This window comes from Amycolatopsis rifamycinica, assembly GCF_000695625.1.
In the GTDB taxonomy this organism is placed as follows: domain Bacteria; phylum Actinomycetota; class Actinomycetes; order Mycobacteriales; family Pseudonocardiaceae; genus Amycolatopsis; species Amycolatopsis rifamycinica.
In genome coordinates this window covers 81,356-94,130 of record NZ_JMQI01000051.1, presented here as the reverse complement: position 1 = coordinate 94,130, position 12,775 = coordinate 81,356, and the positions used below count along the sequence as shown (strand labels likewise).

Genomic DNA, 12,775 nt, shown 5'->3' with positions numbered 1-12,775 from the left:
CCAGGGGACGAGCGGGGCTTCGATGGACGGGCACGGCCTGGCGAGCGTCATCCACCGGGCCGCGACCGACCCGGTGCTCCCCGGTGACGTCACCGCCCGCGCCCGCGACCTCGGCCCCCTCGAATCGCCGCTGATCTGGCTCGGCTTCGCCTCGGCCGCCGCCGCCGTCCTCGCCGTCGTGGTCGCGCTCTGGTACCGCCGCCGCGTCCGGCGGTGGGGGTTCACCGCCTTCGGCGTGCTCCTGCTCCTGGCGGCGGTCACGGCGGTCAACAGCTACGTGGGGTATGTCCGCACCTCCGACGACCTGGCCCGGCTCCTGCAGCGCGGCCCCGGCGTCGTCAGCTTCGCCGGCCGCCTGCTCGACGACGGCAAGGAGGCGCCCGAGCCGTCGTCGGACTCGCCGTCCGCGTCGCACCCGGGCGCTGGCGCGGCCGCGGCCGGGCAGCGGATCGACGTCGTCAGCCTCCCCGACCCCGCCCACGGCGTCCCGTCGGGCAGCGACTACGTCGTCCTCCCACCCGGGTACGACGCCGACCCGGGCCGCCGCTACCCGGTCGTCTACCTCATCCACGGCTACCCGTTCGGTGGTCCCCGTGACTGGCTCACCTCCGGCGACGCCCCCGGGACGCTGCTGGCGCTGCAGCGGGCCAACGTCATCGCGCCGATGATCGTGGTCAGCGTCGACATGACCGCCGGCAGGCCGAGCACGGACTGGGAGTGCTTGAACGTGCCCGGCGGTCCGCAGCTGGAGAGTTACCTGACCGGCACCGTGGTCCCGGCCATCGACCGGCGGTACCGGACCCTGGCCGACCGCACCCACCGGGCGCTGGGCGGGATGTCCGGGGGTGGGTTCGGGGCGCTCAACATCGGGCTGCACCACGTCGACGAGTTCGCCACGCTGGTGATCGCGCTGCCCTACGACGACCTCAACGACTCGGTCGGCATTCTCAACGGCGACCGGGCGGCCATCGCCGCCAACACGCCTCGGCGGTACCTGCCGGCCATGAAGTTCCCGGCGCCGATCTCGGTGATGCTCGCGGTCGGTACGGGCGCGCCCACCGACGTCGCGACCGCTCGCCGGATCGCCGACGCGCTGCACGCCCGGGGCCAGGAAGCCGTGGTTCACGCCGAGCGCGGGTTCAACCACACCTGGCACACCGCCCGGGCCACGCTGCCTTATCTGCTGGCCTTCGCCGACCAGACTTTCCGGACTTCGCCCGCGACTTCTTGAACGCTCCCGCCGACCGTCCAGGTCCGCGTGTCGTCCGTCCAGACACGCGTGTCGTCCATCCAGGCACACGTGTCGTCCGTCCAGGCACGCGTGTCGTCCGTTCCGGTACGCGTGTCGTCCGTTCGCGTCCACGAAAAGGGGGCGCGGCCACCCGGCCACGCCCCGCTTCCGTTTCCGTTTTACTCGCCTTCGGGCTTGCTCTCCGGCTCTTCGCCCTGGGGGTCCGGGACCGGCAGGAGCGTGTCCAGCGCCGCTCCCGTCAGGCGGCGGAACATCCGGCGTGGGCGGTCGCGGTCCAGGACCGCCACCTCCAGCTTGATCGGGTCCGCCTCGCCGTTTCCGTTGGCCGACGCGTTCGCCGACGATGAGGACGAAGACGAAGAGCCCGTTGCCGGCTGGATCGGCGTGCGCAGGGCCGCCACCGCTACGCCCAGGGCCGCCTGGAGGTCCAGGCCGTCCTCGAACGTCTCCTTCAGCTTGGTGGAGATCTTGTCCGTCTGGCCGCCCATCACCACGTACTGCGGCTCGTCGAAGATCGAGCCGTCGTAGGTCAGGCGGTACAGCTGGTCCTCCGCCGACGTCGCGCCGACCTCCGCCACGCAGATCTCCACCTCGAACGGCTTCAGCTGCTCGGTGAAGATGCTGCCCAGCGTCGCCGCGTAGGCGTTCGCCAGCGCGCGGGCGCTCACGTCACGCCGGTCGTACTGGTAGCCCTTCAGGTCCGCGTGGCGGATGCCCGCCACGCGCAGGTTCTCGAACTCGCTGTAGCGCCCGACCGCGGCGAACCCGATCCGGTCGTAGATCTCGGAAACCTTGTGCAACGTCGCCGACGGGTTCTCCGCCACGAACAGCACGCCGCCCGAGTACTTCAGCACCACCACGCTCCGGCCGCGCGCGATGCCCTTGCGCGCCAGCTCGGAACGCTCCCGCATCAGCTGTTCGGGAGAGGCATACAACGGCATCGTCACGGTGTGCGCTCCAGGTCTTTCGGTGTTCCAACGTTCACTGGTCCGGCTCCGGTCAGGACAGCCGGCGCTGCTGGCGCTCGATCCGCCCGGCCACCACGGCCTCGGCCACCGCCGCCGTTTCCGACTCCGACAGCTGCACGGCGCCGTGCTCGGCGGTGATCGTCACGACGCTCGGGAAGATGCGCCGCACCAGGTCCGGGCCGCCCGACGCGGTGTCGTCGTCCGCCGCGTCGTACAGCGCTTCCACCGCGACCCGCACCGCGGCCTCGACGTCGGCGTCCGGGTCGTGCAGCTTCTTCAGCGCGGACTTCGCGAACAGCGAACCCGAGCCGATGCCCGCGTAGCCGCCGTTCTCCTCGTAGCGCCCGCCCGCGGCGTCGTACGACACGATCCGGCCCGCGTGCTTGGCGTCCTCGGCCTCCAGGTCGTAGCCCACGAACAACGGGATCGCCGCCAGCCCGGCCATCGCCATCTCGAGGTTGGCCTTGACCATCCCGGCCAGCTTGTTCGTCTTGCCGTCCAGCGACAGCGAAACGCCCTCGATCTTCTCGTAGTGCGCCAGCTCGACCGCGTACAGCCGCACCATCTCCACGGCCAGCCCCGCCGTGCCCGCGATGCCGACCGCCGAGTACTCGTCGGTGACGTGCACCTTCTCGATGTCGCGGCTCGCGATCAGGTTCCCCGACGTCGCCCGCCGGTCACCCGCGATCAGTACCCCGCCGGCGAAGGTGCACGCGACGATCGTCGTCCCGTGCGGCACGCCGAGCTCGGCCGCACCGCCCGACACCCGCCGCTCCGGAAGCAACTCCGGTGCCTGCACCCGCAAGAAGTCCGAAAACGACGACGTCGCCGACGAGAAGTACGGGGCCGGCAGCGCGGGACCCGAGATGCCCCTGGTGTTGTCCATACGTGCTCAAAAATCCCATCTGTGCGGGCCGGAGCCCCGCGCGCGGAAGACGCCACGCGGGACCCCGGCCGCCGGCTGAACGGTCGGCAAGGGCGCAGTGCCCCGGGTGGCTACTCGCCGCCCTTCTGCACATAGGCCCGGACGAAGTCCTCGGCGTTCTCCTCGAGCACGTCGTCGATCTCGTCGAGGATCGTGTCCACGTCCTCGCCGAGCTTCTCGCGCCGCTCCTGACCCGCCGCGCCGGTGTCCTCGAACTCCTCGTCGGAGTCACCACCGCCGTGCTTTTCGATCTTTTCCTGGGCCATCTCGCCTCCCGGTGTGGCTGATGTTTCCTAGCCTACCCAGCGGCCCCGACATTCGGGGTCACGCCGCGATCGCTGGTGCGTCCCGCCTAGTCCGAACCGGTGAGCGCCTCCACGAGCTCCTCCGCCGTCGCGGCGTTGTCCAGCAGCTTGCCGACGTGCGCCTTCGTCCCCCGCAGCGGCTCCAGGGTCGGGATCCGCACCAGCGACTCCTTGCCCACGTCGAAGATGACCGAATCCCACGAAGCCGCCGCGATCGAGGTCGCGTACTTCTCCAGCGCCCGGCCCCGGAAGTAGGCCCGTGTGTCCGACGGGGGTGTCGTCACCGCGGCCAGCACCTCCTCCTCGGAGACCAGCCGCTTCATCGACCCGCGGGTGACGAGCCGGTTGTACAGGCCCTTCGCCAGCCGCACGTCCGAATATTGCAGGTCCACCAGCCGCAGCCGCGGCGCGCCCCACGCCAGGTTGTCTCGCTGGCGGTAGCCCTCCAGCAGCCGCAGCTTGGCCGGCCAGTCCAGCCGGTCCGCGCACTCCTGCGGGTCGCGGGCGAGCGCGTCCAGCACCTCGCCCCAGACCCGCAGAACCTCCTTCGACGCCTCGTCGGCACCCGTGCGCTCGAGGTTCTGCGAAGCGATCTCGTGGTAGGCGAACTGCAGGTCCAGCCCGGTGTACTTCTTGCCGTTGGCCAGCGCGACCTGCGTCTTCAGCGTCGGGTCGTGGCTGATCTGGTGCACCGCCTTGACCGGCTCGTCCAGCTTCAGCTCGTCGAACCGGATGCCCGACTCGATCAGGTCCAGCACCAGGGCCGTCGTCCCGACCTTCAGGTACGTCGAGTACTCCGACATGTTCGCGTCACCGATGATGACGTGCAGCCGCCGGTACTTGTCCGCGTCCGCGTGCGGCTCGTCGCGGGTGTTGATGATCCCGCGCTTGAGCGTGGTCTCCAGGCCGACCTCGACCTCGATGTAGTCCGCACGCTGGGAGAGCTGGAACCCGGCCTCTTCACTCTGCTGGCCGATCCCGACCCGGCCGGAGCCGGTGACCACCTGCCGCGACACGAAGAACGGCGTCAGCCCGGCGATGATCGCGGTGAACGGCGTCGACCGCGCGCACAGGTAGTTCTCGTGCGTGCCGTAGCTCGCGCCCTTGCCGTCGACGTTGTTCTTGTACAGCTGCAGCTGCGGCTGTCCCGGCACGGAGGCGGCCTTCATCGCCGCCTCCTCCATCACCCGCTCGCCCGCCTTGTCCCAGATGACCGCGTCGCGCGCGTTCGTCACCTCGGGCGCCGAGTACTCCGGGTGCGCGTGGTCGACGTACAGCCGCGCCCCGTTGGTCAGGATGACGTTCGCCGCGCCCAGGTCCTCGACGTCGGGGTCGTGCCCCGGCCCGCCCGGGCCGGTCAGGTCGAACCCGCGCGCGTCCCGCAGCGGGCTCTCCACCTCGTAGTCCCACCGCGCCCGCCGGGCGCGCGGGATGTCGGCCGCCGCCGCGTAGGCCAGCACGACCTGGGTGGAGGTGAGTACCGGGTTCGCCGTCGCGTCGCCCGGCACGGAGATGCCGTACTCGACTTCGGTTCCCATGATCCGCCGCATGTCCCCACCCTACGGGGTCGCTCTAGTGGAACGATGCACCCATGCCAGGCAGTGACGAACTCGTTGCCCTCTATGACCAGGCCGGCGCGGTGGTCGGCACCACGACCCGCGCCCGCGTCCGCGCCGGCGCGCTGTGGCACGCCGCCGGCGTCGTCCTGGTCCGTTCGGGTGACGGAAACGCGGTCTACGTGCACCTCCGCACGCCCGGCAAGGACGTGTTCCCCTCCACCTGGGACTGCTGGGCCGGCGGGGTGGTGGCCGCCGGCGAGACGCCGGCCGAGTGCGCCCGCCGCGAACTCGCCGAAGAACTCGGCATCCGGGGAGTGGAACCCGTCCCGCTGTTCACCAAGGTCTACGACGACGGCCGCAACCGCTGCCACAACTTCGCCTTCGAGGTCCGCTGGGACGGCCCGATCCGCCACCAGGCCGAAGAGATCGTCGAAGGCCGCTGGATCACCCTGGACGCACTGCGGGCCTGGGTCGACGACCCGGCTCCGGAGCTGCCCTTCATCCCCGACGGCCGCGAAGGCGTCCAGGAGTGGTTCCGCCGCTACGGCTGAGCCGTCAGCTTCGCCGTCATCGCGGGCAGCAGGCGCTTGGCCGCGTCCACCGCGCGGGACTCGGTGGTCGCCGAGACCGTCAGCTCGGCCACGAGTGTTCCCCTGACCAGCAGCACCGTGCAGGTCTTGCCCTGGCGCCAGGCACGCTGCAGGTCGACCCCGGGCTGGGCCGGGACGCTCACCGTCTTGCCCGCGCAGCCGGTCTCCGCGACGGCCTGGGCGGCCGTCCGGTCCGGGAACACGAAGACGCGGTGGCTCAGCTCCGACCCGCTGGGGTAGCGCCACGTCGTGGTCCGGCTGCTCGCCGACGGCCCGTCCGCCAGGCAGCCCGCCGTCTCACTCGAGCCAGGCTGCACTCCTTCGCCGGCGACATCGGCGTCGGACAGCAACGCCCGCGCCGCGAGCACGCCCGGATCGGGTGCCGCTTTCGGCGCCGGAGCCGCCTTCGCCGGGCTCACCGGGGCCTCCACCGGCGACGGGACGGTCGAAGACGTGGGCACCGGATCGTCGTAGTACGTCTCGAGGTTGTTCGGATCGGGCCCGTCGCAGCCCGTGAGGCCCACCCACGCGACCGCGGCCAACGCGATCGCCTGCCGATGACGCACCTGCTCCGGCCTCCCGTCGTCCGTGGCGTGCCAGCGAGGGTAGTGCAGCCCTTCAGTCCCACTCCAACGAGGACCGGTGTCGCCAGTAGGCCGCGGGTTCCTCGGCGAGCGCGGCCAGGGAGTCCCGTTCCGCCGCGGTCAGTTCGAGCGCCGTCGCCCGCAGGTTCGCCGCGAGCTGCGCCGGGCTCGCCGGGCCGATGACCGCCCGGTCCGCCCAGCCGTTCGCCAGCACGGCGGCCACCGCGACCGCGTCCGGCCCGGTCCCGTGCGCCGCGGCGATGTCCCGCACCACGGACGGCGCTTCGACCGCCAGCCTGCCGTTGGCCAGGGTTTCCTTGACCAGCACCCGGTTCCCGGCCGCGTGCGCCGCGGCGAGAGCGCGCCCCGCCGACGGCTCGAGGACGTTCCACGTCGACTGCACCGCCGAGAACACCGGACGTCCGGCCGCTTCCAGCGCGAACGCCCGCTCGATCGCGTCCGCCTGGGCCGGCCCGGACGTCGAAAACCCGACCGCGACCCCGTTCGCGGACAGCTCCGCCAGCGCTTCGAGCAACGGCTCGTCGGTGAACAACGGACTGTCCACAGTGAGCGAATGCACCTGGTAGAGCCCCACCCGGTCCCCCAGCAGCGCCAGGGTTTCCGCCCACTGCGCGGCGAACCGCGCCGCCGAATGCTCCTTCACCTCGTGCACGTCGGCGTCGAGCCGCCATTGGCCGACGTAGGCGTAGCCCCACTTGCTGGAGACCTCGACGTCCGGGTGGCCGCGCTCGGCGAGCCAGCCGGCCAGGAATTCCTCGGAGCGCCCGTAGGACCGGGCGACGTCGACGTGCCGGACGCCCGCGGCGTAGGCGTCGTCGAGCACCGCGAACGTCGCCGCGCGCATCGAAGCGACGTCCCGCACCGGCGGCAGCGCCCCGTCCCGGCCCAGGTTGATGTAGGCGGGGCGGCCCAGTGCCGCCAGGCCGAGCGCGACGCGGTCCACGCTCACGCCGTCTGCTTGTGCCGCAGGATGGCCAGCCACTGACTCGACGTCTGGGCTTGGCGGTGGAGCTTCTCCAGGCGCGCGGCCGGGGCCCGGACGTAGCCCTTGCCGAAGACGGGGGCGATCTGCCGCAGGCTGGCGCCGCCTTCACGGGCCGCGAGCAGCAGCCAGTCCGAGGCGTCGGCGCAGGCCGCGGACGCGCGGCGCAGCTCGCCGAGCAGGTCGATGAGCTCCTGGGCACTCACCTCCCCCGCTTCGACGGCGGCCGCCGTCGTCTCCAGCCAGGCCAGGACGGCGGCTTCGGTGATGGGTGCGCGGGGCCGGGTTTCTTCGGTCACGGGCGTGAGTATAGGTCGTTATACGCGTAGCGCCGGGGAATACACGCCGGGGGCGGTTATGCTGACCTGGAAGCCCATGACCGCACACACCGAACCCGAGCCCGACGTCGAGCAGCTGCTCGACGTGTTCAAGGCGCTCGCGAACCCGGTGCGGCTGCAGGTGCTGCGGTGGCTGCGGGAGCCCGTGCGGCACTTCCCTGTCGAGCGGGCGATCGCCGATCCGGTCGAGGTCGGCGTGTGCGTGACGCACATCCAGGAGAAGACCGGGCTCGCGCAGTCGACCGTCTCGGCGTACATGGCCGAGCTGCAGCGCGCCGGGCTGGTCCGGGCGACGCGCGTCGGCAAGTGGACGCACTACAAGCGCGACGAAGCCCGGATCGCCGAGCTCGTCGCCACCCTCGGCCACACCCTTTGAGCTCCCCGTCCCCGGTTCGCCCACCCACCCGTTGCTTCATATCGTAAATCTGCGATACTTCGATTTATGGGTATGATCGAGAACATGCGGCTCGGCCGCTACGGCATCTGGACGTTCGACTTCGAGGACCAGCCGGCCGGCCTGATCCGGGATTCGGTGCGGGAGCTGGACGAACTCGGCTGGCCGGCCATCTGGATCCCGGAGAGCGAGGGCCGGGAAGCCTTGACGCACGCCGGGTTCCTCCTCTCCGCCACCGAACGGCTCACCGTCATCAACGGCATCGCGCAGATCTGGTCCCGCGAGGCGCAGTGGACCCGCGGGGCGGCCCTGCTGCTGGCCGACGCCTACCCGGACCGCCACCTGCTCGGCCTGGGCTTCGGCGCCGGAAAGCCCGGCGTGAAGCCGCTCCGGGCGATGAACGACTACCTCGACGCCCTGGACGTCGACAAGCACGTCAACCCCGCGCCACGCGCACCGATCCGCCGGATCCTCGCCGCCTACGGGCCGAAGATGCTGGAGCTGGCCCGCGACCGCTCGGCCGGCGCGCACACCTACCACGTCACCCCGGAGCACACCGCCCAGGCGCGCGAGATCCTCGGGGCGGAACCGTTCCTCGGTGTCGAGCACGCGGTGCTGTTCGAGGCGGATGCGGCCAAGGCCCGGGAGATCGCCCGCGGACACCTGCACACCTACCTCACCACGAAGTACAACATCGCGAAGTTCCTCCGGCTCGGCTACACCGAAGACGACATCGACGGCGGCCGTGGCAGCGACCGGCTCGTCGACGACCTCGTGTACTGGGGCGACCTGGAGACGATCGTCGCGAAACTGGGCCGGCACCTCGAAGCGGGCGCCGATCACGTCGGCGTCCAGGTCATCGGGGTGGAGCCGGGCACCTCGGCCATGCCGCACTGGCGGCGGCTGACCGAGGCGCTGCTAGCCGCGTAGCCCGAAGCGCGCGGTGCAGTGCCACACGCGCTTGAGCACCTGGGGATCGTGCCGGCCGGCGCGGACGGCGTCGCCGATGACGCGGGCGTCCAGCCGGCCGTCCTCGGCGATGTCTTCGCCGGCGCGCACGGCTTCCTCGCCGCGGTAGTCCGCGTGCTCGGCGAGCTTCGCCACCGGTAGCCGGAACCCGTGGTGCCAGTACGTCGGGACGCGGAACTCCGCGGCCGCGGCTTCGACGTCGGTGCCGCGGAAGGACGGATCCAGCACCAGGGCCGCGACGTCGTCCGGCAGGCGGAGCGGGCCGTGGACGTGGGCCTCGATGTAGTCGTCGAGTTCGTCGGGGGCGTCGGCTTCGACGAGCGGGATCAGCGGCATGTGCGAGCGCGTGCCGAAGTGCGTCGGCTCGCTGAAGCTGTCGGGATAGCAGAAGGTGGTGCGCTCGAGCACCTCCCGCCTGAGCCGGAAGTGGGCCGAGCCGAACCGCACCGAGCCACCGGCCGGGCGGCGGCGGTGGTTGAGGGAGCCGTACTTCGGGCGCTCCGACGGCGGCAGCTCGTCGTAGACGCCGCCGAACATCCGGTGCTCCCAGTGCCACCGGGCACCGCCGGGGTGCGCGGTCAGGCCGCCGTTGCCCGTGCCCGTCTCGAACTGGGAGCGGTAGACCCCGTCGGTCAGCCAGTGCCGCAGCAGCGGCACCTCCCCCACCAGCCGGTCCGGGTGGAAGTGGATCGTGACGTCCAAGCCCGCCGGCAGCGGTGGCCCGGCGACGCGGTTCGCGACGTGGGTGACCGCTGCTCGCCATCCGTGCCCCATGGTATAGATCGTTATACACAACACGGCGTCGGAAAACCACTGGCTCCGCGGCCGGTCCGCCGGTTTGACTGCGGCCATGCGATCGGCGAATTTCGGGGTCACGGTGCGGTTCGTGCTGCTGGCCGTGGTGTGGGGTGCGAGTTTCCTGTTCATCAAGGTGGGTCTCGGCGGGCTCTCCCCCGGCCAGGTCGCGCTCGCCCGCGTCGCGCTGGGGGCACTGGCGCTGGCCGTGATCCTGCTGGCGCGCCGGCGGCCGCTTCCCCGGGATCCCGCGCTGTGGGGCCACCTCGCGGTCGTGTCGGTGCTGCTGTGCGTGGTGCCGTTCCTGCTGTTCTCCTGGGCGGAGCAGTACATCCCCTCCGGCTTGGCCAGCATCTTCAACGCGACGACGCCGCTGGTCACGATGCTGCTGGCGGCCGCGGCGCTGCCGGAGGAGCGGTTCACCCCACCGCGGGTGCTCGGCCTGCTGCTCGGGTTCCTCGGCGTGCTCACGATCGTCGGGGTGTGGCACGGCATCGACGTCTCACAACAGCTGACGGCTCAGCTCGCCTGCCTCGGCGCGACGACGTGCTACGGCGCGTGTTTCGTCTACCTGCGCCGGTTCGTCTCACCTCGTGGAACGGATCCGGTGGTCGTGGCGTTCGGGCAGACGGCTTCGGCGACGGTGATCCTCGGCCTGCTCACGCCGCTGGTCGCGGCGACGCCGGTGCACCTGGACCTGGCGGTGGTGGCGAGCATGATCGCGCTGGGCGTCTTCGGCACGGGCATCGCCTACGCGTGGAACACCCGGATCATCGCCGCGTGGGGCGCGGCCAACGCCTCCGCGGTGACGTACCTGACCCCGGTGGTGGGCGTGCTGCTCGGCGTGCTGGTGCTGGGCGAGCCGGTGAGCTGGCACCAGCCGGCCGGCGCGGTGCTGGTGATCGCGGGAATCCTGGCCGCCCACGGAAAGTTGCGCCTGCGCCGCTCAACCCCGGCCGGAGCCGAACTGGTCCGGCGGTAGACACGCCGATGGGGCGGCTGCCGAAGCAACCGCCCCATCGCGCGCGGAACCTACAGGTACTGACCGGTGTTCGTGGCGGTGTCGATCGCCCGCCCCGAGTCCTGGTTCTTGCCGGTGACGAGCGTGCGGATGTAGACGATCCGCTCGCCCTTCTTGCCGGAGATCCGGGCCCAGTCGTCCGGGTTGGTCGTGTTCGGGAGGTCCTCGTTCTCCGCGAACTCGTCGACGATCGCGTCCAGCAGGTGCTGCACGCGGAGACCGGGCTGCTTGGTCTCCAGCACCGACTTGATCGCCGACTTCTTCGCCCGGTCCACGATGTTCTGGATCATCGCGCCCGAGTTGAAGTCGCGGAAGTACAGGACTTCCTTGTCCCCGTTGGCGTAGGTCACCTCGAGGAACCGGTTCTCGTCGCTCTCCTCGTACATCCGCTCGACGGTGTGCTGGATCATCGCGTCGAACGTCGCCTTGGCGTCGCCACCGAACTCGGCGAGGTCGTCGGCGTGGATCGGCAGGCCTTCGGCCAGGTACTTGGAGAAGATGTCCTTCGCGCCTTCGGCGTCCGGACGCTCGATCTTGATCTTGACGTCGAGCCGGCCCGGCCGCAGGATCGCCGGGTCGATCATGTCCTCGCGGTTGGAGGCGCCGATGACGATGACGTTCTCCAGGCCTTCGACACCGTCGATCTCCGACAGCAGCTGCGGCACGATCGTGGTCTCCACGTCGGACGACACGCCCGAACCACGGGTCCGGAAGATCGAGTCCATCTCGTCGAAGAACACGATCACCGGGGTGCCCTCGGAGGCCTTCTCCCGCGCCCGCTGGAAGATCAGGCGGATGTGCCGCTCGGTCTCCCCGACGAACTTGTTGAGCAGCTCGGGGCCCTTGATGTTCAGGAAGTAGGACTTCCCGTCCTCGTTCTCGCCCCGTGCCGCGGCCACCTTCTTGGCCAGCGAGTTCGCCACCGCCTTGGCGATGAGCGTCTTGCCGCAGCCCGGCGGGCCGTAGAGCAGGACGCCCTTGGGCGGGCGCAGCTGGTACTCCTGGTAGAGATCGGCGTGCAGGAACGGCAGCTCGACCGCGTCCCTGATCTGCTCGATCTGCCGGGTGAGGCCGCCGATGTCCTCGTAGCGGACGTCGGGCACCTCCTCCAGCACCAGGTCCTCGACCTCCGCCTTCGGCACGCGCTCGTACGCGTAACCGGCCTTGGAGTCGACCAGGAGCGAGTCGCCCGGCTTGAGCGGCTGCTCGGCCAGCAGATCGGAGAGCAGGACCACCCGCTCCTCGTCCGCGTGCCCGACCACCAGCGCGCGAGGGCTGCTGCCCTCGACGTCCGGTGCGAGCACCTCGCGCAGGGCACAGACCTCACCGACGCGTTCGAAACCGCCGCCTTCGACCACGGTGAGCGCCTCGTTGAGCCGCAGCGCCTGGCCGCGGCGCAGCGACGAGATCTCGACCGCGGGCGAAACCGACACCCGCATCTTCCGGCCGGCCGTGAAGACGTCCACCGTGTTGTCCTCGTACGCCTCGACGAAGACGCCGTACCCGGACGGTGGCTGGGCCAGCCGGTCGACCTCCTCGCGGAGGGCGAGGAGCTGTCCTCGCGCTTCGCGCAGGGTTTCGACCAGTTTGGTGTTGCGTTCGGTGAGCTGGCTCACCCTTTCCGAGGCCTCGGCGAGCCGCTGTTCGAGAACGCGGTTCTGCCGTGGCGAGTCCGTCAGTTTGCGGCGCAGCAGCGCCACTTCTTCCTCGAGAAAACGGATCTGCCGAGCCTGCTCGTCCGCCGTCGTCCCAGCTCCGGATGTTGCTGAAGGGTCGGCCTCCTCGCGCCGACCTCCGGGAAGGTCATGATGCATCGGGCACCTCCTCGGAGTGCTTTTCATTCCACGGTACCGGCGATCACCGACAAGAAAAGGCCTTTCCGGATCACAAGATCGGCGCGTCGCGGTTCGCCCGCCGCATCCAGCACGGACATTCCCGCAGCGCAAGCGGCCATTTCGGTGCCGTGGCGCCGGTGTGTCGCGGGTCCGGACGGGCCAGGATGAAGCAAGCACGTCGGGAGTACCCCGCCCGTGAGGGCCCCAACCGCCGGCCGGGATCCGGTCATTTCCGGC

14 protein-coding genes are annotated in these 12,775 nt (G+C 70.8%); 5 read left to right on the top strand and 9 right to left on the bottom strand.

Features of this window, described 5'->3' with window-relative positions:
* The first annotated feature begins 22 nt into the window (after positions 1 to 22).
* Positions 23 to 1,231, top strand: a complete 1,209-nt coding sequence (locus tag DV20_RS24480) for an alpha/beta hydrolase (RefSeq protein WP_043784123.1) — start codon at positions 23 to 25, stop codon at positions 1,229 to 1,231.
* Between the two features lie 179 nt (positions 1,232 to 1,410).
* Here DV20_RS24480 and prcA read toward each other — a convergent pair whose 3' ends face one another.
* From prcA to dop, 4 genes are all read right to left on the bottom strand, one after another.
* A complete protein-coding gene (gene prcA, locus DV20_RS24475; RefSeq protein WP_084093641.1) occupies positions 1,411 to 2,199 on the bottom strand; it encodes a proteasome subunit alpha in 789 nt (262 codons plus the stop codon).
* Positions 2,200 to 2,251: 52 nt separating this feature from the next.
* Positions 2,252 to 3,106: a proteasome subunit beta gene (gene prcB, locus DV20_RS24470; RefSeq protein ID WP_043784121.1), complete on the bottom strand. Its 855-nt coding sequence runs from the start codon at positions 3,104 to 3,106 to the stop codon at positions 2,252 to 2,254.
* Between the two features lie 110 nt (positions 3,107 to 3,216).
* Positions 3,217 to 3,411 carry a ubiquitin-like protein Pup gene (locus DV20_RS24465; protein WP_003075646.1) on the bottom strand — a complete coding sequence of 65 codons (195 nt, stop codon included), beginning with the start codon at positions 3,409 to 3,411 and terminating at the stop codon, positions 3,217 to 3,219.
* Between the two features lie 86 nt (positions 3,412 to 3,497).
* The gene (gene dop, locus DV20_RS24460) at positions 3,498 to 5,000 is read right to left on the bottom strand and encodes a depupylase/deamidase Dop (RefSeq protein WP_043784118.1); all 1,503 of its coding nucleotides are present in this window, start codon (positions 4,998 to 5,000) and stop codon (positions 3,498 to 3,500) included.
* A 41-nt stretch (positions 5,001 to 5,041) separates the two neighbouring features.
* On the opposite strand from dop, the gene DV20_RS24455 reads away from it, so the two are divergent.
* Positions 5,042 to 5,560, top strand: a complete 519-nt coding sequence (locus DV20_RS24455) for an NUDIX domain-containing protein (protein ID WP_043784117.1) — start codon at positions 5,042 to 5,044, stop codon at positions 5,558 to 5,560.
* Here DV20_RS24455 and DV20_RS24450 read toward each other — a convergent pair.
* The 3 genes from DV20_RS24450 to DV20_RS24440 are packed head-to-tail and all read right to left on the bottom strand — an operon-like array spanning position 5,551 to position 7,485.
* The gene (locus DV20_RS24450) at positions 5,551 to 6,165 is read right to left on the bottom strand and encodes a hypothetical protein (protein WP_043784115.1); all 615 of its coding nucleotides are present in this window, start codon (positions 6,163 to 6,165) and stop codon (positions 5,551 to 5,553) included. The two genes, DV20_RS24455 and DV20_RS24450, sit on opposite strands and share 10 nt — an antisense overlap.
* A gap of 52 nt (positions 6,166 to 6,217) precedes the next feature.
* Positions 6,218 to 7,153 (bottom strand): aldo/keto reductase, encoded by a 936-nt coding sequence (locus DV20_RS24445; protein WP_043784113.1) that lies wholly within the window; start codon positions 7,151 to 7,153, stop codon positions 6,218 to 6,220.
* Positions 7,150 to 7,485 (bottom strand): hypothetical protein, encoded by a 336-nt coding sequence (locus tag DV20_RS24440; RefSeq protein WP_043784112.1) that lies wholly within the window; start codon positions 7,483 to 7,485, stop codon positions 7,150 to 7,152. The genes DV20_RS24445 and DV20_RS24440 overlap by 4 nt, the downstream gene beginning before the upstream one ends.
* Before the next feature lie 76 nt (positions 7,486 to 7,561).
* On the opposite strand from DV20_RS24440, the gene DV20_RS24435 reads away from it, so the two are divergent.
* Both DV20_RS24435 and DV20_RS24430 read left to right on the top strand, forming a co-directional pair.
* Complete coding sequence (locus DV20_RS24435) at positions 7,562 to 7,900, top strand: ArsR/SmtB family transcription factor (protein ID WP_043784217.1); 339 nt, start codon at positions 7,562 to 7,564, stop codon at positions 7,898 to 7,900.
* 66 nt (positions 7,901 to 7,966) lie between these two features.
* Complete coding sequence (locus DV20_RS24430) at positions 7,967 to 8,848, top strand: TIGR03620 family F420-dependent LLM class oxidoreductase (RefSeq protein ID WP_043784111.1); 882 nt, start codon at positions 7,967 to 7,969, stop codon at positions 8,846 to 8,848.
* Here DV20_RS24430 and DV20_RS24425 read toward each other — a convergent pair.
* Positions 8,837 to 9,661: a DUF3626 domain-containing protein gene (locus DV20_RS24425; protein WP_043784109.1), complete on the bottom strand. Its 825-nt coding sequence runs from the start codon at positions 9,659 to 9,661 to the stop codon at positions 8,837 to 8,839. The two genes, DV20_RS24430 and DV20_RS24425, sit on opposite strands and share 12 nt — an antisense overlap.
* Positions 9,662 to 9,737: 76 nt before the next feature.
* On the opposite strand from DV20_RS24425, the gene DV20_RS24420 reads away from it, so the two are divergent.
* Entirely contained in the window at positions 9,738 to 10,664 is a 927-nt protein-coding gene (locus DV20_RS24420) for a DMT family transporter (protein WP_043784216.1), read from the top strand.
* 50 nt (positions 10,665 to 10,714) lie between these two features.
* On the opposite strand, the gene arc is transcribed toward DV20_RS24420, so the two are convergent.
* Complete coding sequence (gene arc, locus DV20_RS24415; protein ID WP_043784107.1) at positions 10,715 to 12,517, bottom strand: proteasome ATPase; 1,803 nt, start codon at positions 12,515 to 12,517, stop codon at positions 10,715 to 10,717.
* Between the last annotated feature and the right edge of the window lie 258 nt (positions 12,518 to 12,775).

Excerpts from the sequence above, each read along its gene's own strand:
- DV20_RS24480 (WP_043784123.1), top strand. The coding sequence starts at position 23 with ATGGACGGGCACGGCCTGGCGAGCGTCATCCACCGGGCCGCGACCGAC.
- prcB (WP_043784121.1), bottom strand. The coding sequence starts at position 3,106 with ATGGACAACACCAGGGGCATCTCGGGTCCCGCGCTGCCGGCCCCGTAC.
- DV20_RS24465 (WP_003075646.1), bottom strand. The coding sequence starts at position 3,411 with ATGGCCCAGGAAAAGATCGAAAAGCACGGCGGTGGTGACTCCGACGAG.
- dop (WP_043784118.1), bottom strand. The coding sequence starts at position 5,000 with ATGCGGCGGATCATGGGAACCGAAGTCGAGTACGGCATCTCCGTGCCG.
- DV20_RS24455 (WP_043784117.1), top strand. The coding sequence starts at position 5,042 with ATGCCAGGCAGTGACGAACTCGTTGCCCTCTATGACCAGGCCGGCGCG.
- DV20_RS24435 (WP_043784217.1), top strand. The coding sequence starts at position 7,562 with ATGACCGCACACACCGAACCCGAGCCCGACGTCGAGCAGCTGCTCGAC.
- DV20_RS24430 (WP_043784111.1), top strand. The coding sequence starts at position 7,967 with ATGGGTATGATCGAGAACATGCGGCTCGGCCGCTACGGCATCTGGACG.
- DV20_RS24425 (WP_043784109.1), bottom strand. The coding sequence starts at position 9,661 with ATGGGGCACGGATGGCGAGCAGCGGTCACCCACGTCGCGAACCGCGTC.
- DV20_RS24420 (WP_043784216.1), top strand. The coding sequence starts at position 9,738 with ATGCGATCGGCGAATTTCGGGGTCACGGTGCGGTTCGTGCTGCTGGCC.
- arc (WP_043784107.1), bottom strand. The coding sequence starts at position 12,517 with ATGCATCATGACCTTCCCGGAGGTCGGCGCGAGGAGGCCGACCCTTCA.